The sequence below is a fragment of the Enterococcus raffinosus genome (assembly GCF_018917525.1).
In the GTDB taxonomy this organism is placed as follows: domain Bacteria; phylum Bacillota; class Bacilli; order Lactobacillales; family Enterococcaceae; genus Enterococcus_A; species Enterococcus_A raffinosus_A.
On record NZ_JAHLOS010000016.1, the window covers coordinates 1 to 21166 of the forward strand.

Annotated in this window: 17 protein-coding genes; 7 read left to right on the forward strand and 10 right to left on the reverse strand. The window is 39.7% G+C overall.

What is annotated here, in order from left to right; translation table 11 throughout:
• Positions 1 to 186: 186 nt before the first annotated feature.
• Both KQI58_RS11420 and KQI58_RS11425 read right to left on the reverse strand, forming a co-directional pair.
• A complete protein-coding gene (locus KQI58_RS11420; protein ID WP_216409170.1) occupies positions 187 to 831 on the reverse strand; it encodes a carbonic anhydrase family protein in 645 nt (214 codons plus the stop codon).
• Between the two features lie 36 nt (positions 832 to 867).
• Complete coding sequence (locus KQI58_RS11425) at positions 868 to 1797, reverse strand: alpha/beta fold hydrolase (RefSeq protein ID WP_216409172.1); 930 nt, start codon at positions 1795 to 1797, stop codon at positions 868 to 870.
• 140 nt (positions 1798 to 1937) lie between these two features.
• On the opposite strand from KQI58_RS11425, the gene KQI58_RS11430 reads away from it, so the two are divergent.
• A complete protein-coding gene (locus tag KQI58_RS11430) occupies positions 1938 to 2306 on the forward strand; it encodes a YccF domain-containing protein (protein WP_216409174.1) in 369 nt (122 codons plus the stop codon).
• Between the two features lie 300 nt (positions 2307 to 2606).
• Here the strand turns inward: KQI58_RS11430 and KQI58_RS11435 are convergent, their stop codons facing one another.
• Positions 2607 to 2861, reverse strand: a complete 255-nt coding sequence (locus KQI58_RS11435) for a TfoX/Sxy family DNA transformation protein (RefSeq protein WP_216409176.1) — start codon at positions 2859 to 2861, stop codon at positions 2607 to 2609.
• A gap of 421 nt (positions 2862 to 3282) precedes the next feature.
• Between KQI58_RS11435 and KQI58_RS11440 the strand changes: the two genes are divergently transcribed.
• Together KQI58_RS11440 and KQI58_RS11445 are read left to right on the forward strand one after the other, a co-directional pair.
• Entirely contained in the window at positions 3283 to 4734 is a 1452-nt protein-coding gene (locus tag KQI58_RS11440; RefSeq protein WP_216409178.1) for a helix-turn-helix domain-containing protein, read from the forward strand.
• A 271-nt stretch (positions 4735 to 5005) separates the two neighbouring features.
• A complete protein-coding gene (locus tag KQI58_RS11445) occupies positions 5006 to 5542 on the forward strand; it encodes a prolyl-tRNA synthetase associated domain-containing protein (RefSeq protein WP_216409180.1) in 537 nt (178 codons plus the stop codon).
• A 148-nt stretch (positions 5543 to 5690) separates the two neighbouring features.
• Here the strand turns inward: KQI58_RS11445 and KQI58_RS11450 are convergent, their stop codons facing one another.
• Both KQI58_RS11450 and KQI58_RS11455 read right to left on the reverse strand, forming a co-directional pair.
• Positions 5691 to 7604, reverse strand: a complete 1914-nt coding sequence (locus tag KQI58_RS11450; protein WP_216409182.1) for a fibronectin type III domain-containing protein — start codon at positions 7602 to 7604, stop codon at positions 5691 to 5693.
• A 522-nt stretch (positions 7605 to 8126) separates the two neighbouring features.
• The gene (locus KQI58_RS11455) at positions 8127 to 9080 is read right to left on the reverse strand and encodes a hypothetical protein (protein WP_216409184.1); all 954 of its coding nucleotides are present in this window, start codon (positions 9078 to 9080) and stop codon (positions 8127 to 8129) included.
• Between the two features lie 329 nt (positions 9081 to 9409).
• Here KQI58_RS11455 and KQI58_RS11460 point away from each other — a divergent pair, with 329 nt between their 5' ends.
• Both KQI58_RS11460 and KQI58_RS11465 read left to right on the forward strand, forming a co-directional pair.
• A complete protein-coding gene (locus KQI58_RS11460; RefSeq protein ID WP_216409186.1) occupies positions 9410 to 11986 on the forward strand; it encodes a transglycosylase domain-containing protein in 2577 nt (858 codons plus the stop codon).
• Positions 11987 to 12036: 50 nt separating this feature from the next.
• Positions 12037 to 12471 carry a hypothetical protein gene (locus KQI58_RS11465; RefSeq protein WP_216409187.1) on the forward strand — a complete coding sequence of 145 codons (435 nt, stop codon included), beginning with the start codon at positions 12037 to 12039 and terminating at the stop codon, positions 12469 to 12471.
• A gap of 140 nt (positions 12472 to 12611) precedes the next feature.
• Here the strand turns inward: KQI58_RS11465 and arcC are convergent, their stop codons facing one another.
• The 4 genes from arcC to ptcA all read right to left on the reverse strand — a co-directional run bounded on the left by arcC (position 12612) and on the right by ptcA (position 17165).
• Positions 12612 to 13541: a carbamate kinase gene (gene arcC / locus KQI58_RS11470; protein WP_216409189.1), complete on the reverse strand. Its 930-nt coding sequence runs from the start codon at positions 13539 to 13541 to the stop codon at positions 12612 to 12614.
• Positions 13542 to 13550: 9 nt separating this feature from the next.
• A complete protein-coding gene (aguA, locus tag KQI58_RS11475) occupies positions 13551 to 14648 on the reverse strand; it encodes an agmatine deiminase (RefSeq protein WP_216409191.1) in 1098 nt (365 codons plus the stop codon).
• Entirely contained in the window at positions 14602 to 16023 is a 1422-nt protein-coding gene (locus tag KQI58_RS11480; protein ID WP_216409193.1) for an APC family permease, read from the reverse strand. Before KQI58_RS11480 ends, aguA begins: the two co-directional genes overlap by 47 nt.
• A 122-nt stretch (positions 16024 to 16145) precedes the next feature.
• On the reverse strand, positions 16146 to 17165 hold the full coding sequence (gene ptcA / locus KQI58_RS11485) for a putrescine carbamoyltransferase (RefSeq protein WP_216409195.1): 1020 nt from the start codon (positions 17163 to 17165) through the stop codon (positions 16146 to 16148).
• Between the two features lie 272 nt (positions 17166 to 17437).
• On the opposite strand from ptcA, the gene KQI58_RS11490 reads away from it, so the two are divergent.
• Complete coding sequence (locus KQI58_RS11490; RefSeq protein ID WP_216409197.1) at positions 17438 to 18403, forward strand: response regulator transcription factor; 966 nt, start codon at positions 17438 to 17440, stop codon at positions 18401 to 18403.
• A gap of 19 nt (positions 18404 to 18422) precedes the next feature.
• On the opposite strand, the gene KQI58_RS11495 is transcribed toward KQI58_RS11490, so the two are convergent.
• Positions 18423 to 19397, reverse strand: coding sequence for a hypothetical protein (locus KQI58_RS11495; protein WP_216409198.1), 975 nt, complete (start codon positions 19395 to 19397; stop codon positions 18423 to 18425).
• A gap of 281 nt (positions 19398 to 19678) precedes the next feature.
• Here KQI58_RS11495 and KQI58_RS11500 point away from each other — a divergent pair, with 281 nt between their 5' ends.
• A complete protein-coding gene (locus KQI58_RS11500) occupies positions 19679 to 21073 on the forward strand; it encodes an amino acid permease (protein WP_216409201.1) in 1395 nt (464 codons plus the stop codon).
• Positions 21074 to 21166: the final 93 nt, after the last annotated feature.

The window sequence follows — 21166 nt, forward strand, 5'->3', positions numbered from 1 at the left end:
ACCCTCTTTCTAACTATAGTATAAGACGAGAAATATCTAAACAGTACAAATAGCCACAAAAAAGCAGGTACGAATGTACTTGCTTTTTTGTGGCTTTAACCAAACTTGAGAAAGAACCAAAAGTCTTGTCATAGCTCCTTTTTCCGAATAAACGGTGCTCCAGAAGTAGCTTCTGACACAACCTCTTTATTCGTTATAGCTGAATACTTTACGTTCATTGATTTGCTGGCATTCTCGACTATTTCGCCCGTGAATGTCGATGAAGCGTGTAATCTGTTCTGCTGATACTTCTAGTTTATTTTGCATGACATACCACTCAACGCCTTCAGTCAATGGTGGCGTCGTTAAAGAACCGATGTAATGATAGTAGCTTTTGTTTTCGGGAATCAATCCGTCAACAGAAAAAGTGCCTTCACCTTTTTGCTGGTCATACTGATTTAGGATGTTTTCAAAATCGGAATTGTATTTTCCAAGCTGATAAAACACCCCAATGACTGCTACACCTCCACTAGGAGACTGGAAAAGAAAATGACCTTCTAACGGAAAGACCTTCCCGTCTATTCGGTGCTCTGAATCAGAATGAAAGTGCATTTGGACAAAATGAAATAATCGCTTATTAAATATCGCTTCACCCACGCCCAATAGTTGTAAGTTTTGACCATTATTAAAAAAAGTCGCAGTTTTATCTGAAAAATTTACTTGTATCGCTTCAAGTGTTTCAACATTGTCTTCAATTAGAGATGTTTGGATATCGATCGGTGATTGCCGCAAACCAACTTGCGGCTGCCAGTCGTCTTGATGGCAATAATCAATCAAAAATTCTGCTTTCATACGATCCCTCAATTAACTAAAATTTTTACAATGATATCATTTTCCAGAAATATTTTCCATCCATTTGCAAATATCATGAAAAACTGTAAGTTTTTGGGTTTCATTTAGTAGTTCGTGACGTGCATTTTCATAAAGCTTAACGGTCACCTGCTTCACACCAGCTGCTTGATAAGTCTTTGCTGCTTTCATCACACCTTTGCCGTATTCTCCGACAGGATCTTCTTTTCCAGATAAGAACAATAATGGAAGATTTTTCGGCACCTGTTGCAGCAACTCCGGCTCCTGCGAACGAATAATCAATGAAAAAAGTTCGTAGTAGCCGCTTAAAGTAAATAGAAAACCGCATTTAGGATCAGCTAGATAGGCATCGACTTCTTCTGAAAGACTGGACAACCAATCCTTATTCGTCCGCTTATTGGCAATCTTTCGATTCATATTGCCGAAAGCTAGTTGATCAATCAGCTTACTTGGGTGTTTTTCTCCTTGGATTTTACTTAATAATTTTGCTGAATGTTGTCCAAAGCGAGTCAGCCAAACTGGCTGCTGACCCGTTCCTACAAGGATTGCTCCGCTGATCGCCTCTCCGTACTCATAGAGATAATTCCGTAATACAAATGAACCCATACTATGTCCTAGAACAAAGAGTGGGACATCAGGATATAGCTTCTTCCCCCACTCAGTAACCTGATACAAATCCTGGACCAATCCATGTTTAGTCTTTTCATCATGAAAATAGCCCTGAAGCCCTTTTTGACTAGAAATAGACGCTCCATGACCAAGATGATCGTGTCCGATGACCGCGATATTTCGCTCATTTAAATAATCTGCTAAGACTTCATAACGCATTAAATGCTCCGCCATCCCATGTGTCAGCTGGAGTACCGCCCATGGCTCATTACAAGTCCAATGATATCCTTGCACTGATGTTTTCTGATCAACAGAAAGTATTTCGAATTTTTCTAACATGTTCATTTCCTTTCTAAAAGGTGACCCGTACCTTTTCTAGTGTCCTTTGACTTTATCTTCATTTCTATCGAATTTCCATCCTAAGTTGGAGGTAGATTTTTAAAATCATGATACACTATTGGTAAATGGAGGGAAGAAATATGTCTTGCTTAGGAAATATTATCTGGTTCATCTTCGGTGGACTAATCGGCGGGTTAACTTGGTGCCTCGCAGGCATCTTATGGTGTATCACAATCATTGGTATCCCAATTGGTTTGCAATGCTTCAAATTTGCTAGTCTAAGCTTTGCTCCGTTTGGTAAAGACATCGTTTACCATACGACTGGAGTAAATTTTATCGTCAATATTATTTGGTTGATCGTTTCAGGCATTCCTTTGGCTTTGGGACATTTAGCCAGCGCCTTATTTTTATGTATTACGATTGTCGGTATTCCTTTTGCCGCTCAATCATTGAAACTTGCTCAACTAGCTTTGATGCCATTTGGCGCACAAATCGTTTCTGCTCGTTAACTAAAATGTACATGACAAATACCATAAAAAAGAGGAATGACAGCCGTCTTCCTCTTTTTCTTATCCAAAAATCAAGTAGATTAAGCCTGCTACTACTAATACGATATTTAACGTTACCTGGATATTCACCATCAGTGGAGTTATAGTCCTTTTCCTGCGTCGTGAAAGACTTAGAAAAACATTATATGCACCAACTAGAATGATGAAAACAACTAATGCCATCAGATACAAAAGGTCACTTCCCTTTTTTTCTGTAGTGTAACGTGAAAAAGAATAATCAGCAAGCCTGCTCAATCAAATCTAATTTAATTGTTTGAAAAAATCACGTAATTCAGCTTTTCGTCGTTCGCTTAACTCCCGCTTAGGAATATCTTGGATTGCCCCTTCCAATCCATACAAGAGATGGAGACAAGCACCATCATCCACTAAATGTCGGATCTTCAAAAAAGCCGCCTCTGTACCCAATTCCCGCAGCTGCTCTGGTTCCACAATCCCTACCTGAGCTAACTTCTCTTCATTTACCACACCAATATTTTTCATTTCTGAGATTCTCATTGCCGACTCCTTTTAGATTTATTATACCTTAGAATGAAAGCGGAAACGACAGCTTTCATAAAAAAATCACCAACAAAACCCTTTTATATGTATCAAAAGAGCTTCTCATCGACCTTTATTGTAAATTTCTTCACAATTTCGTATCAAATCTTTATCTACATCTCTCATTTCTAACAACACTTCTATAGGTTAATATTCTAGTTTTTTAATAACTCTTTCTAAAACTGAGCTTATGAATCTTCAATTAGCGATCCTGCTACCAGAAAAATAATGATAGTTATTTTAAAAAGTTGATTTTTCAGAAAAAAATGGTTTATTTTACACCTTTTATTAATTTATTATTTGTATTAAACGATATTTTAATTTATCATATAAAACAACGAGGTTAATTTTTATCAAATAAGAATAGGAGGGGTAATTCATGCTTGGGATGGATAGAAATACATTGTTAAAAATTCAGATCATCGAAACATTAGATGCTTTGCAAACACCGATCTCTATGAAAGAATTGCAAGAAAAAATCGGTTATGCTAGTCTTGGCACGATTCGAGTGAATTGTAAAGAGTTGCAATCAATTATCGAAGATCTCTATACGGACAAAGACTATTCATTAAAGCTTCGCATGGATAATGGTCGCGGTATCCAGCTAGATCGTACCTCCACCAACCTCCAATCATTGATAAGTTATTTGTATCAACATGATCTGGCCTGTGAAATTATCCGGGCAGTCCTAGCAAAACGGAAAATCTCGGCGATTCAGTTTTGCATGGATAAAAACATCAGCGAATCAAAATTGCGACGAAAAATTAAGGAGATCAATCAAGAGCTTACTGACTATGATCTCTATATCTCCTGCTCGGCTAAAATTAGTTTAAAAGGGCGTGAGGTTGATATTCGTCGCTTCTATTATATTTTTGTCAGAGGGCTTTATTATCAATTCTCTCAAATTGACTGGCTCAATACTAGCAGCTATCTTCAATTAGCAAGAAAAATTGAGGAATACTTAAAACTCACAATTAATCCAACCAATTCAGAAATGATCTGTTTTTGGTTATTAATCACAAATCAATCCTTAAGTAAAAAAGGAATACTTGCTTTTAATGAAGTTGAAGATGACTGGATAAATCAATTCAAATATCCAAAAAGACCATCTTTCTTAAGGACCTGGAATACGAATGAATGGAAATTCTTTCTTTATGCGATCTATAGCTCTCAATTGAATGATTTTGAGCTACAGCAAAAAAATGCCTCTGATGACCCATTCTTCAATCAAGTGGTTACCCATTGGACTACCTGTTTTTCGCACCATTTTCGGTCATTGAGTAATCGCGAACAAAAAGTAATTGCCCGTAAACTAAAACAGCATTACGCTTCTTTGGTTTTTTTCCATTTGAACGATCAAATGCTTGAACACTTAAAAAATAGTGTTGCGCTAGACAATTTGCAAGAACAATGTCCCTATTATTATCGTCGATTTGATGCCTTCTGGGATGATTTCACTCAAGCAGTTCCAGGATTTGATCGGCGTCAATTACGAATATTTTCATTTTTGACTTGTGTAGAGTTCTTTTCATTGGAAAATTGTTTACCCGAAATTTCAGTGTATGCGTTCTCGGAACACAATCAGCTATTCAGTGTTTTCATCCAAGAAAAAATCAATTTGCATTTCAAAAATCGCTACCATTTGCGATTTGTTGAAGATCCAAACGATGCGCAGCTGATTATTGGTACATCCCCCGGCTGTAAGGAGCTTCAAATGGAAGATAAGAAATACGTCATCATCCGAGCAAATCTTTGCGGGACTGACTTTAATGCTATCGAGAATGTCTTGGAAGTGCTTGTAAAAAAAGAACTAGAAAATTTATCAGATTAATCATTTCGGCTTGAGTATTCGCTCGTAAACGGGTATTGTACTATTTATCACAAGAAAGACTTCGCGAACTTGTTCAGCTTTTGAGCACCGATTAGGTACCAATCAACATCCGTTCTCTTCGATCTCTGTGTTTCTTGACAATTTCGAAATATTTTTGCTTATTGCTCAAAAACCAATTCGTGAAGCCGGACATGGACATACCTGCTGTTAAGCGATTTATTCATGTGAAAATATTTTACTTTCTTTATAGACAAGCGAAAAGGAGGCCGTTATGGTTTACGTTAGTGACATGTCCACTACCCCGCCGACAGCATTTGGTTCTGAATTGGAAGAAAAAACATACGAAATACTGACAAAGTTGAAGATTCCTTTTTATCAGGTAGCCACTGGAGAAGCACTTACAATGGAGGATTGTATCGACATCGATAAACGGCTGAGCGTTGAAGTAGTCAAAACAATTTTCTTATGTAATCAAAAGAAGACGAAGTTTTATTTGTACATTACGCCAGCTGATTTCAAATTTGTCACCAAAGAATTTGGTAAGAAATTAGAGATTCCGCGAGTTTCTTTTGCCTCAGCCGATTTGCTAAAAGAGCGTTTAGGCGTCATTCCCGGAGCTGCGACGATTTTTGGCTTATTAAAGGACCCCGACTATGAAATCCAATTGGTCTTTGACAAGTCTGTCTCTGAACGTGAATGGTATGCTTGTAGCTCTGGCTCAATTACAAATTATATGAAGCTAAAGACAGCCGATTTATTTGAGAAATTCTTACCCTATACAGGACATGAAGCGATCTTTATCGATTAATCTAAACTATGAAAAAAGTGTTAGGAGACCCCTCTCCTAACACTTTTTTGGACGATTTTGCTATTTAGAAAGCCAATCAAAAACGGGGTTCTTTCGTTTTAGAACACTTTTTAACCCCCAACCCTAATTTGACAAACGTTTCGTCAGCCTAACATCTTACAGTAACACAGCCAATTTCCTTCATTGGTCCAGTGATTTCTTTTCCGCAATCAGAACCTACTGCTTGAATCGCAAAATAGTATGTTCCTTTAGATAGGCAAACTTTACTCAACGTGTAGTCAAGATAATATCCTTTTCCGTAAGGTCCGTTCATATATTTCGCATAGCGAACATCGATTGTCTTGTACGCTGCTCCGTATTGACCACTGCTTGTGCGGCGGTAAACACGTACTTTTGTATAATCCAACGAGCTTGGATTCTTAGTACCTAAGAAGATTTGTGCGCCATAGTAGCGTGTTGGAATACAACCACATACAAGAAGATTCTTGACGCAGCCCTTCAAATCGGTACCAATTTCTTTTTTCTTAAGTGTTGTCGCACAACTTGGTCCCCATTGTGGACTAACCCAGCTGCTCCATTGACCATAGTTTGCTTTCACCCAGTAGTAGTAAGTCGTGCATTGGTTCAAGCAATCATCTGTATATGACATTTCAGAACCATCTTGTTTACCATTAACAGTAATCGCAGTCGCATTGTTGATATTGTTTGTTGTACTACGGTACAATGTGTAGCTCGTTGCGTAACGTGTCGACGCATTATCGCTCTTCGTATTTGTCCACGTTACTTTGATTGCTTTGTCAGAAACAGCGGCTGCTTTAATGTTTGGATTCAATGTAGTCGCGCAAACAGTAAATTTACCAATGTTTGAACTGCTGACAGTTTCGATAGTATATGGACAAGTTTTCGGACGTTTCACCATTACTTTGTAGCAATAGGTTTGGTTATGATTCAACTTGATATCGTTATACGTTGTTTTTCCTGTTACTGTAGCAATTTCTTTGAAATCACCAGAGTTGTAATCATTACATTTCTTGGTTGCACGGAAGATTTTGTATTCAGCATTGCTGCCCATTGACTCCCAGCTAAGCTTCAACCAGTGATGTTGTGTTTCAGTCACACAAACATTTTTAACTGCATCCCATTTTTCTTTGTAGTTGTTTTGGTTACAATCTTTGCCGTTATGCTTTTTGTCGCAGTCTTCATGGTGTTTCCAATTGTTGTTACAGTTATGCCCCGTGTGCTTTTCATCACAATTTGGTTTATGACACCATTTGTTGTCGTTACAACTTCCGCCGTTGTGATTCTTATCGCAGTATTCGTCATGTTTGCAATTATTTTTATTGCAGTTCTTACCGCTGTGTTTCTTATCACAATCATCGTCATGCTTCCAGTTGTTTGAATTACATTTGCGGTTTTTACTATGCTTTTTATCGCAATGTTCATCATGCTTTCCTGCATTATTGTTACAGGTTTTCCCACTATGTTTTGTGTCACAGCCAGAAGAATGCTTGGTTGAACCATACGTTTGTGCGCCAACCTCTGCGGCAGCTTCTTCTTTTGCCTCTTCTTTTGCCTCTTCTTTTGTTTCTTCAGTAGTCGTCGCTGTTGGTGCCTCTGCCGCTTCTTCAATTTCAGCTTCATTTGTCTTCGCTACAACATCTTGATTGGCGATCGGACCAGCAGCTTCTTGTTCCTTACCATCGACAACAGCTGAAACTTTATAGTAGTAAAGATAATCGGCCTTAAGTGTGCCGCTTGTCTTTAATTCCATATAATCATCAACTGTATATGTTTGGTCACTCTTAAATGTTTGGATACGCTTAAATTCTCCGTCTTGTGATTCTGAACGGTAAACATTGTAGCTGTCAGCATCCTCGACTTTATCAAACTGAATCACAGTCCATTTTTGCGTATCATTATGTTTAACTGTCAAATTTGCAGGAACATTACTGTCTGCTGCAAATACTTGTGCTGGTATCCCTAACGAAGATACCGTCATGATCAATAGCGTTACCAACGACATGATCCCGTTTAACTTTTTCATTAATCCTTTTCTTTTCATTTCGCTCTCCTTTTCTGCTCTTACCCAAGCGCAAAAAAATGCACAACAAATAACCTTACCCTAACGATAGAGACTACTACCTTGTAAGATAGTAGTCCATTTATTTTTCGGAGATTGTTTTTGGCCAAAAACAGAAGTAGCGTTCCATGTACCACCCCCCATCAAGTATTCATACCAAAATGGTATGCTCGATTACAGGAATTGCTCTCTCAATTTTCCCCGCCTCTAAGAATGTGAATCTTTGGGTTATTTCTGTTGATAAAAATATAACAATAATTGTGATAAATTTCTATAATCCGTCAAAATTCAAAAAAAATCTTTGAATTATGACGAAAAATTTTCGCTATATACCACATATTTTATAATATATTTAATAAATTAATTGGAACATGACGATCAATATCCCTTTAAATCTAAAAAGCTTTTTATTAATGATTATAAAACACAAAAAAGATCATCGGAAAATCCGATGATCTTTTTCGTTATTATTATTCTATAAAAAGTGAATTTTTGATAACTTCCCTACTGACGGTTAATCGAGACAATCTTTTGCTGCAAACGATCATAAACGACGACAAATTCTGCGACCTTTTTTTCAGATGTCGGTACGCGGAAATAGTAATCAGATTGCCCATCCGTTGGGGTATTCGTATGATAGAAGCCAGATAGATACGCATGAGCGATATCCCCTCTGGTATCCTTGAATAGTTCGAAAAATCCGCTTGAATCCGTCAGTTCGATACTTTTTTCTAGTGCTTTAAATTCTGTTTGGTTGCTGTCCATTCCAGCTTTCTTCATTTCTCGATACAATTGTGTATCCGTTCCACGACGAACAACTTCCGTCCAAGCCGTCTCAAAATCCGCCGATTTATCGAGATACGTATCGTCTCTAGTAATGACCGATTTCACCTCACTACCATCTTCAGCTGATAGTTCCGTTAGCTCATTTCCATTGAACCGCAGACTTACGGTGTAATCGTGACGCGTTCCATTAGTATCAGTAAAACTCCAGACTTGTCGTTGCGTCGACAGCGGTTCATCGTCAATCAAACGCTGCCCAAACCCAATCAAACTTATGCTAACAAAGCCGTTCTCTTGCGAACTGACCATTGGATAAATTTTTCGATAAAGATTAAAGATACTCTTTCCATCCTTGGCAGAACCATAGATTTTCTCAATCGTATCGGCCATCGCCTGCGAGCTGGAAAAGCTGTTATTATCCTCCGTAAATGCTTTGTTTAAAGCATCAACTTTTTCAATTTGTTCATCTAATAATGTTTGATCATTGACATCCCTTAATGCCAGTACCTTTAACTTCGGCAACTCTTCCTTCTTCTTGCCCTTATCGTCACTAGCAAAGACACTGAAAGGAATCGTAAACTGCGGAAAATTACCGCTTAATATGACGCCGAAGGTACCGACAAACAACGCAGCCAGCACACCCCAAAAGATCAACCATTTCTTTGATGTGTTCATAGGTCACCTCTTCTCCCCCTTATTGTGGCGACAAATTAAGCAAGCGTCAAGTATTTCAAGTAAATATCAGCCTATTTTTATGAAATAATCTAAATTTTTCTTGGAAAAATATGATTATCATAGTTATTCTCGTCATTTTCTATTACACTAGAAGAAATGATTTTATCAAGATGCTAGCTCTGCTTTTACAGATTCATAAAACAGCATGCATTGATTGTGAGTTAGCAAAATACTACTGAGTCTAACTACCAGAATAGTAAGCAGCATGAACATAAAACTTTTTCTCGAAAGAAAAATAAAGACAATAACTGAAATAAGGATAGGCAAATATGGCAAACAGACAAGAACGACATCAACAAAAAAAAGAAACTAAAAAACCACGTGTGCGAAAAAAGACACCTCGGGGAAAATTGGCGAAATCAACCAAGATTTCTCTTAGCATTCTAGCAGTGATGCTGCTTATGGTGATCGCAGGAACTATTTTCTTCTTCCAAAAATACGGCAAAGAAGTAACTGCCGCCATTGATGCAGGAGAAGAGCACGCAGCTTCCATTCAAGAGAGCGACTTCAAGCAATACCATCCAACAACAGTCTTAGATAAGAATGGTCAAGTTATCAAGGAGCTGAAAACGCAAGAACGGGATTACCTGACCTATGACAAGATGGACCCATTAGTCTCGCAGGCGCTGATCGCAATTGAGGACAAACGTTTTTATGAGCACCATGGGGTCGATACACAAGGACTATTGACTATTGCATTGAACGCCGCGACCGGTCGCGGAATCCGTGGAGCATCGACCATTACCCAGCAATTGGTGAAAAATATCTACCTGACACCTGAAGTCTCGATCTCTCGTAAAATCGAGGAGATGGTGATGGCGCAATCGTTAGAAAAGAAATTCACCAAGCATCAAATTTTAGAATACTACCTAAATAATGTTTATTTCGGACACGGTGCTTATGGAATCAATGCCGCAGCAAAGGTTTATTTTGGCAAATCCATTAACGATACCAGTTTGCTGGAAAAAGCTACATTAGTGGGGATTACGAATAATCCAGGTATTTTTGATCCTACGTCTAACAAAAAGAACGCCTTGAAGCGGGCCAAATTGATCTTAAAGGAAATGAATCAACAGGGCTACATTACAAAGGATCAATATGATAAAGCTGTCGCGGATGATTTCGAGGCTAAAATTCACAGCAATGCGTTGAACAATCAACTAGACAATAACGAAGTCGCCTTAGCAGTTGATTCTTCAACTAAAATTTTGATGGAGCAACAGGATTTCCGTTTCCAATACCAGTTTGACTCTAAAGAGGAAGAAGATCGTTACAACGAAGAATATAGCTCTGCCTATAATAAGGTGTATCAACGAATTCTCTCCGGCGGTTATCAAATCAGTACCAATATTGATACCGGCTTACACGATCAACTGCAAGGGATCGTTAGCAACGTTATGAATGCCTGGCAAGATCGCAGCGGTGATAATAACTTCTTTACCAAGCAGGCTGCGATGACTGTTATTGATAATCAAACAGGTGATGTTGTTGCTAGTATCGGTGGCCGCGGTGAGGAAGGAAATCATTATAATCGTGCCTTTCTTTCCTATCGTCAACCTGGCTCGGCGATCAAACCACTGGTCTCTTATGCTCCTGCGTATGAGCGCGGCTTGCTAGAAACCAGTGTTGTCTCCGATGATCGGCCAAATAATACGTATCCAAATAATGTATATAATAGTTCCAAAGGGAATCTTACATTGAGAAATGCCTTAGCGATTTCCTCAAACGTTGTCGCATACAAATTAGCAGATGAAAATCGCAATGAGCTGAAGGAAGCTGTCTATCAGCCCTTGGCACAAATGCAATTTACCGGCCTTGATGTGGCAGATGACAATCCGATTATTGCAGTCGGCGGGATGACCTACGGAGCAACTACTCAAGAAATGGCTAGCGGGATCGCGACTTTGGTAAATCAAGGAAATTATCGTGCCCCATTAAATATTCAAACGATCAAGCGTAAAGATAACGGACAAGATATCTTCTCACAAAATGATATCGCACAACAAAAAATTTACAGTGATGATGCCGCTTATCTAACGATTGATACGATGAAAGCTGTTCATGAGAATGCAGATGGAACAGCAGCCGGCTTGACCCTAGCCCACAATCAATTTTGGGCAGTCAAAACCGGTACGACTGATGAAGCGAAGGATTTATGGACTGTCGGAGCGACTCCCCACTATACCGTGGCAGTCTGGGCTGGCGATGATACACCGCAACCGCAAGACAATGCCAGTGTCGGACAGGCGACCAAAGAAATCTTCAAGCAAACGATGGATCTCTTAAACAACGGCAAAGAAGACGTTGATTTTCAGATGCCCTCTTCCGTACAAAAAGTCGGCAACCAATTAGTAACCCGCTCCAGTCAAACAAAACAAGTATTAGCAACGCGCCAATATGCCTTGCAGACAGCAACAGCCAATATCGATACCTTGGCAAAACAAAAAGCAAATGAATTGACCGCGGCGAAATTGAATACACCGATGGTAGAAGAAGCTTCCACCTTCAGTAATCAATTAATCTCTGAACGGATCAATACCTTAAGTCAGTTCGAGCTTATCGTGACAGATACCCAAGACAACTGGCAAACTTTTGATCAATATGCGCAGCAGGTCTACGCTTTAGTACAACAAGTCGAACCCTCTGGCGGAACACTTTCTGATCAATATACGAATGTTTATCGTAATAAGGAAGTCGAATATGCCCGGGAAAAAGATGCTCGGGATTCCGCATTGAACTCGATGGAGGATCAAATCGATGATACGAAAAATCAAAGCAAAGACCTTGATAAGCGAATCAATGATCTGAAAAAACAATTGCAGGAAAAAGAAGAAGATGAGGATTAAAAAAACAGTCGTCGCATTGACGGCTGTTTTACTCTAGAAGGGGGTATTTTATGAACACAACACTAGAGCTTCTGACTGCCAAAGATACCAAAGAAGCCATGAACGCTTTTAAAGAATTGGAAGAGCGCTGTCTGACAGAAGCGCTTTATGCTGACCAATTAGAAGTATTCCTTCCTGCCCTGACTTGCGAAAGAGCTTGTGGACGTGGACGAACCTTTAAGTTTTTTATGATTAATACTCGTTGGGATTCGCAGAAAGTCATTGAGACACATCTCGCAGAAATCCTAGCGGTCCTAGACGATCCAAAAGCACCGATTGTTCGTCAATGTATCCCCTATTTGATTCATTTAGCTCAAGCTAAACCCGAATTGATCCCAATAATTCAGGAAAAGCTGACATCTTTGGATTTAAGCCAGTATAAAGAAAGTATGCAAAGTTTGATAAAAAGAGATGTGGATAGTTTATTAGCTAAGATTATAGAATAACCACAGCATTAATACTTTTATTAATGCTTATAACTCTCATATCAATTTCTCTTTTATCTACAACCTAATACAAAACATCGTAAAACTTTATATACAAAAAAACCATATCCCTTTTTCATAAAGGGATATGGGCTTTTACTTTACATTTGCACAGTTGTTCCGCTGTTTCCATCCAGTGTTTCTGAAGCTTTTTCCAGTGAAGCGATGATCGCACGTCGGCCGGCTTTTGATTCGGCGAAGTCGATGGCTGCTTCGACTTTTGGCAGCATACTTCCTGGCGCGAATTGATCTTCGCTAATATATTGTTTCATATCAGCCACGGAAGTTGTTTCCAAAGCTTTTTGATCCGGTTTGCCGAAGTTTACAAAGACATGATCAACAGCTGTCAAAATAATGAAGACATCAGCATCGATCAACGCAGCCATTTTCGCTGCAGCAAAATCCTTATCGATTACGGCATCGACACCTTTATAGCGAGTGCCTTCATAAATGACTGGAATGCCTCCTCCACCACAAGCGATCACGACTTGCCCCGCGTCGACTAAGGTTTGTAGGCTGATTTTTTCGTAGATATCTACTGGTTTTGGTGATGGTACTACCCGACGCCAGCCGCGGCCCGCATCTTCAACATAAACATCGCCCGTTTCAGCCATCAATTTTTTGGCTTCTTCTTCGCTGTAATAGCCGCCGATTGGTTTGGTTGGATTCGAAAATGCCGGATCTTTCGGATCAACCACCACTTGCGTCAGCATAGATACAACGGGGATATCTCCTAAGCCGCGAGAAACCAGTTCTTCATCAATTGCTTGTTGCAAATGATAGCCGATATAGCCTTGACTCATGGCCGTACATTCTGGAAACGGCATCGTGTCCTCTGGCTTTTGACTTGTTTCTTCAAACGCTAACCGGATTTTTCCAACCTGCGGACCATTGCCGTGAGCGATCACAACTTGATGCCCGGCAGTGATTAGATTCGCGATGGATTTCGCTGCTAATTCAGCTTTAGTTAATTGCTCATTTGCGGAATTTCCTAGGGCGTTTCCGCCTAATGCGATAACGATTTTTGACATGACAGGCTCCTATCTTTGTGGTTGTTGCTGCGTGATACAATGGATGTTTCCGCCACCGTATACGATTTCTACTGTATTCACACCCACAACTTCTTTATCTGGGAAAATCATTTCTAATTGTTCTAAAGCTAATGCATCATTTTTATCGCCATATTGTGGTACGATGACACCGTTATTGGTAATCAAGAAGTTCATGTAAGAAGCGATACAGATGTCGCCATCTTCACGCGGCATGGTTCCTTCCACATAATCGATCTTGAAATTGCCGTCGATCGTCACGTTTTCGATTGGACAGCAGATTTTATGAACCTTCAATTTGCGGCCTTTCGCATCCGTCATTTCACTTAAACGTTTATAAGCATCTTGAGCAGCTTCATAGAATGGGCTATTTTCATCTTCTGTATAAATACATGCCACTTCACCAGGGCGAACGAAGCAAGCTACGTCATCCACGTGTCCATTCGTTTCCTCTGGATCAATGCCATCCCCTAACCAAAGTACTTTTTCACAATTCAAGTAATCGCACAATTTTTGTTCGATTTCTTCTTTGCTCATATGTGGATTGCGTCCTTCACTCAATAGACACATTTCAGTTACTAGAACTGTGCCTTCACCATCAACGTGGAAAGAACCGCCTTCTAAAATAAAATCATCTGTCCGATAAGAATCGACATGCTCGATTTCACAAATCTTTTGTGCAACTAAATCATCTTGATCCCATGGGAAATACAATCCGTCAACAAGTCCGCCCCAAGCATTGAAGCCCCAGTCATTCCCACGCAATTCGCCCTTATCATTGATTACGAAGCTTGGTCCGCAGTCACGAATCCAGGCATCATTATTAGACATTTCGTAAACAGTGATATTTTCTGGTAATTGACGACGACAGTTTTGGAATTGTTGCTGCGAAACCACCACATTCATCGGCGTAAATTTGCTGATGGCTTTGGCTACTTCAGTAAATGCTTCTTGCGCTGGTTTCCCACCGTCACGCCAATTATCTGGACGTTCAGGCCAAATCATCCAAACCTTTTCCTGTGGTTCATACTCACCGGGCATTCTAAACCCGTCTTGTTTCGGTGTTGTCTTTTCGAGTCTCTTCGCCATGATAAATTACTCCTTCTTTCTTGATTTTTTTCACCCATATAATCGCTTCACCAAATAGTGTGAAGACGACAGCTCCGATCGTGATCGGTAGTTGTTCACTTAATGTCGCAGGGTCAAACTGCAACGGTAATGCTGTAAAGATCAATGAAATGACGATCATAATCATTGGTAGCGCAACCAAAACTTTCAAGAATGCGTCGCTTCCGCCAACTTTGAATGGTCGCGGTGTATCTGGATCGATTTTTCTTAGTTTGTAGAAAGCTGGGAATACAGGTACATAAGACATTAAGAACATTACTAGGTTCAATGAGAAGAATGCCCAGAATAAATCTTGATTCGGTAAAATCGGTGCAATCACTACGACAACAGTCGCAACAATCCCATTCATGATAGCTGCACCAATCGGCATTTCGTCTTTCCCGCCGCGTTTCGCGAAAAATTTCGGCATATCACCATTCTCAGCTGCGTAGCAGGCCGTGTTGTTTACACCTAATGACCATGAAATCATGTTACCGAACAAGGTCAGCAAGAACAGGAACGCCATCAGAATAATGAACCAGCCGCCAGTTGAACCAGTCAATAGTTTGAAACTGTCCATCAGTCCGCTGCCGGTGCTGATTTGATCCGTTGGAATCGCTACACCGATCCCAAATGCTGAGAAGATATAAATTGCCGCGATCACGATACCGCCGACAATGATCGATTGCGGAATTTGTTTCTTAGGATTTTCCATATCATCCGCAAAGGTACAAATAACTTCGAAACCTAATAAGTTAAAAATGATAACCGAAATAAAGGATAAACTATTTAAATCTAAGCTTGGCAACATCGATGATAAGGTAAACTCATTCGCTACTCCTTTCGTAAGAGCGGTATAAACACCTAATCCACCAATCAAAATAGCCAAGATCATTTTAATAACAGCCGCACCATTCAGAATCCATACGCTGTCACTGACTGGATAAAAACTGATCCAAACAATTACCCAGATAAATACTAGTTCAATCAAAATTGCTGGTAGTGTTGAGAACTCAATTCCTGTGATCGTCGTTAACAGATCGGGACAAACAACTGCCAGTGAAGCCAACCATAGCGGATAATTGATCCAGTAGTACCAAGAGACACGTGAACCCCAGCGATGCCCAAAGGCTTGTGTCACCCAGTCATAGATCCCGCCGTCGCCAATATAGGTTGTGCCTAATTCTGATGACATTAAGCCATATGGCAAAAGGAACGCGATTAGCAGGAAGATCCACCAAAAGAACTGTGAATTTCCGATCGCCGCAACCGGCGCCGCTGCCTCTGCCACGAACACGACACAGATAACGGATAAGATTGCACTCATCAAACTAAATTTTTTCTTCTTTTCTCCCATTGTTTTCTTCCTTTCCGGTACAAGGGAAACAGGGATTGAGGATTGCCTCAATCCCCGAATGGAAATAATCTTGATGAAGTTTACTTAACGCTGCAGATCATTTCCGTCCTCACCTCTTGGGTCTATAGTGCTTTTCCTAAAAAGACTTCCAAATCTGCTTTTGCTGCTGCTTTTTTCTTTTCATCAATTGGATTCTTATCTGCGTAATCATGCATTAAGTAAACTAACAAACCACGAATTGACGTTAAACGGTTTTCTGCTTCATCGAAACAAATTGAGTTTGGTCCATCCATCACTTCGTCAGTTACTTCTTCCCCACGTGTTGCAGGCAAGCAGTGCATGAATTTCGCATTTTCACCAGCACGTTTCATTAATTCATCATTAACTTGGTATTTAGGATAGAAAGTGCTCATACGTTCTTCCTCAGATAATTCTGCTTCATATAAGCCGTACCAAACATCTGTGTAGACGAAATCAGAGCCTTCAATTGATTCAATTTGATCTGAAACAGTATATGAACCGCCAGATTCTTTACAAATCTTATCTAATCTAGCACGATGATCGTCATTCAATTGGAAACCTTCTGGACCAAACTGGACGAATTCCATCCCCATTTTTGTTGCAACTAAACCTAATGAGAAACATACTTGTGTGGCATCACCAATGAAGGAAACTTTGCAGTCTTCAATTTTCTTGCCTTCTGGTAAATGTTCGATCATCGTACAAAGATCGCCTAATTCTTGTGTTGGGTGGTTAAAATCAGACATCCCATTAATAACTGGAATCGTCGCATTGTTTGCTAAGTCATATACGCTGTGATGACGTTCAACTCGTGCCATCAAAATATCAACTAAACGAGATAACACGCGGCTCGTATCTTCAATTGTTTCATGTCCGCCTAATTGGATCTGGCCTGGTGCCAAATATTCTGCGTGTCCACCTAATTGCGTCATCGCTGTTTCAAATGAAACGCGAGTTCTAGTAGAAGATTGCTGGAAGATCATGCCTAACACTTTATCTTTCAATAATGGCGGATAAAAACCGTTTTTAATAGAAGCTTTGATTTTCAACGATAAATCAACGATGTACTGAATCTCCTCCTTCGTGTAATTTTCTGTTGTAATGAAATCTCTTTTTGCCATGTTGACGCCTCCTAAGTAATTTGTTTGCTTTTGCATCTTTACTTTAGGTGAAAAACCACAAGTTTACGATAAGCTAAAGGATGTAAACGCTATCATTTGGTGTTATGACCTTTAATCCGCGGTTTATTTTTGGATGTAAACCTTTTATTTTTCAAGGGTTTAGAAAAGTTTAGGGAAAAGTTTAGCGTATTTTGGAGCGTTGGGGGAATAATTAATGTTATACTTAGGTTGAGAAACAGTTTTTTTGATCCTGAAATGAAAGGGGATTCAATATGATAGCTATCTTTGTTTACAACATCCTTTTGATCATCCTTTATTCCATTACCATGGCTTTTGCGATAAATTCCTATCTAAAGAAAAAAAACAAAGTGTTCCTGTTGATCAGTCTCTATTTAGCCTTTTTTATTTTCGACAATATTATTATTTATATGACTGAGTTTATCAATACCTTTGCGCAAAGCTATGACCAATCGTTTATGAGTGCACCTGCCGTCAAAACCATTATTTTCATGGGCAATGCCTTCTTCTCCGTTTCCATTATTGCCGAATTACGGAAAGAAAAGCTCAATCGACTGCATTATACCCTCTTGATCGCTTTGGCTGTTTGGATGATCTCAGTCCCGTTGCTGCCAAATTCTGCCTTTAAGGTTTGGCTCTACTATTTAGGAAACCAAATTTTCCTCTTTTATTTAGGCTTTTACTGCTGGCGAGGCACGAAAAAAGAGCTGCCAGATCTAAACAAAGGCTACCTAAAAAAATTATCAATCATCAGTTTTCTATTTAGCATTCTAATCGTCATTGAAGATAGCTTCGTGATTTTTAACGTCGATCAATATAGCTCCTTAACGACTAAAATATACAATCGAAGCATCTCTGAGGATATTTTCTCTATTGTCGTCTGTCTCTTGATGATCCACTTCTTCTTGAAGGACCGGCAAGTACAGGAGGAAGTGACCCCTGAAGAACAAGAGGAAGCAGTTTTAATTCAAAAATTCTGTCATGCTCACCAATTCACGCAAAGAGAAACCGAAGTGTTTGAGCTGCTTTTATTCCATCGCACCAATCAAGAAATCGCGGATCAGCTCTTTCTGTCACTAGGCACTGTTAAAACCCACGTCCACAATATTTTCATTAAGCTGGATATTAAGAAACGAACGCAGATTTTTCCATTGTTTGAAGAGTATCAATCATCCTCTGACGAAAAAATCACTCTAAAAAAGAGCAACGATTTTTCATAGAAAAATCGTTGCTCTTTGTTTAATCCTCATCTGGCTGTTCTGATGATGAACTAGAGCTTGAGCTGGATGAACTAGAGGAACGGGATGAATCTGATTCCCGTGATCGCGATTCCTCTTCGGATTTTTTCCGAGAGGATTCATCGTTCTTACTGTCATCAATGGAATCAAGGATGTCTTTATAAGAATCATAAGTCGCCTGCTTCTCTGCTAACTCTTTTTTCAGTTCTGTCAGTTCCTTGTTACGGGCAGCCAACTCTTTCGCCTGCCGCTCTTGATAGCTTTTTTCTGCTGCTGCCATCGAGGCATCGCTTTGCTGAATTTTTGCCGCAAAGCCATCATTCTCATTAGTAAGCTGATCCTTGACTGGTGTCAGCTTCTCTAATAGTTTTTCCTTGAACTTCCCATCTGGCAGAATCGCCAAGGTTTTTACACCCTCTAAATAATCAGTCAGCGTCAAACTAGTACCTTTATTGACTAGATTCGTTACATCCGCATCTGCATTGGTGAAATCCTTTGATTGTGTTTCTGCTATGCCGAGGATCATACTAATATCTTGACCCCAGTCCTTGTCTTTCGCGCTACTTTCCTCCAGTTCACCTTTTAGCGTATTAATGTCTTCTTCGCTAGGCGCCTTCAGAACAGGATGGGCAGATAGATCTAACCCATTTAAAACATCCTTTTCGAAAAGCTTATTCATTTCAACCTGGAGTTTAAAATTTTTCTTCGCTTGGTCAATATCTTCTAAGGTTTGACTTTCCCCGCTTTGACTTTTCACTTCATCTGCTAACTCATCAAAAGCTTCAGCTGAGATATCCGCTTTAAAATAGCCGGACTTTTGATCCTCATAAAGATCAGTCAAACGAGCATTTAGTTCCTTTTTGTTTTCTTTTTCTGACTGGATAACATTCTCTTGGTAAATATGATAGCCGGCAAACCCAACAGCACCTAACACAACCAGTCCTAAAATCAGCCAACCGATTGTCTTTTTGTTCAAACCGGTTCTCCTCCTCATTCATTTCTATGTGTCCACTCTTTCCTACCCAGCTGGCCTGTTGAGCTAGCACGCAGGTGTTGATACACAATTTTCTTAATATTATAGCATTTTAGCTATTCCAAACACAGCTTAACGCAAAATCTTTAACAAGTCTTTTTCTTTTTTGTTATTTTTGAATTATTAGAGTTTTCTCTCCACTTTGTTACTTCAAAGGATATTCTTTAACCTATTTCACAATTTTTGATAAACTCAGACTATTCTTAAAAAAAGGACTGATTTTATTGGAAACACATGAAGAATTGGATAGAGGCTTAAAAAATCGGCATGTCCAATTGATTTCAATTGGAGGAGCGATCGGTACTGGGCTCTTTCTTGGCTCAGGAAAAACCATTCAATTAACTGGTCCTTCGATTCTTCTTTCCTACACAATCACCGGCTGCATTATTTTCTTAATCATGCGCGCTTTAGGTGAACTGATGCTATCAAACTTAAATTATCATTCATTTTTAGATTTTATCGATGACTACTTAGGGAAAAAGGCTGCCTTTGTCACAGGATGGACCTACTGGTTTTGCTGGATCGCGATTGCTATGGCTGATCTTACAGCAACGGGGCTATACGTCAGCTATTGGTTGCCTCATATTCCTCAATGGCTGCCGGAGGTCATTGCTTTAATCTTGCTATTAGGATTGAATTTAGTTGCTGTTGGCCTTTTTGGCGAACTGGAATTTTGGTTTGCTTTGATCAAAGTCGTCGCCATCATCGCCTTGATTATCACTGGTGTTTTTATGATTTTTACTGGTTTTAAAACCAGTGCTGGTTCTGTTGATATTAGTAATTTGTGGCGGCATGGCGGTTTCTTTCCGAAAGGTGCTGGCGGCTTTGTTCTCTCGTTTCAAATGGCGACCTTTGCCTTTTGCGGGGTCGAGCTGGTTGGTTTGATCGGTGGCGAAACCGCTGCTCCAAAATCGGTGTTGCCAAAAGCGATTAATACCATTCCGCTGCGAATCATTTTGTTCTATCTAGGCTCACTATTTATGATCATGTCGATCTACCCTTGGTCAAGCTTATCTGCGGATCAAAGTCCCTTCGTTCAGGTCTTTTCCGAAATCGGGATCGCTGCGGCAGCTTCTATTGTTAACTTAGTTGTATTAAGCTCCGCCATGTCTGCTTGTAATAGCGCCATTTACAGTACCAGCCGAATGGTCCGTTCATTAGCTCAAGAAGGTAGCGCACCCAGTCGTTTTACCAAGCTGACACGTAATCGTGTTCCGGGTAGTGCATTAGTATTCTCAACGCTCGTCATTTTTATCGCGGTTCTCTTAAACTTTTTCGTACCTAGTCATATTTTCACGATGATTAGTTCGATTGCTACAATTTGCTTTATCTTCATTTGGGGAATGATCGTCTTTACTCACATGCGCTATCGTAAAACAAAGCCCGAATTGGCAGCCAAAAATACCTTCAAATTACCGCTGTTTCCCTATTCAAGCTATTTGATCTTTGCTTTCCTAGCTTTTGTCCTGTTCGTCCTAGCACTTGCCTCGGATACACGGGAAGCGTTGCTGTTCTCACCATTTTGGTTTATCGGTCTTCTAGTGATTTACCATTTCAAATTCGAACGAAATAAACCGATATTTGGTAAAATTTTGCATCATTCTGACGATCTGGATTAGAAATAGTTATTTTTTCTATTGCTGATCCAATAAAAATCAAAAAAAAGAGCCGTCATCCAGCGTTTCAGCATTTTGGATGACGGTTCTCTTAAA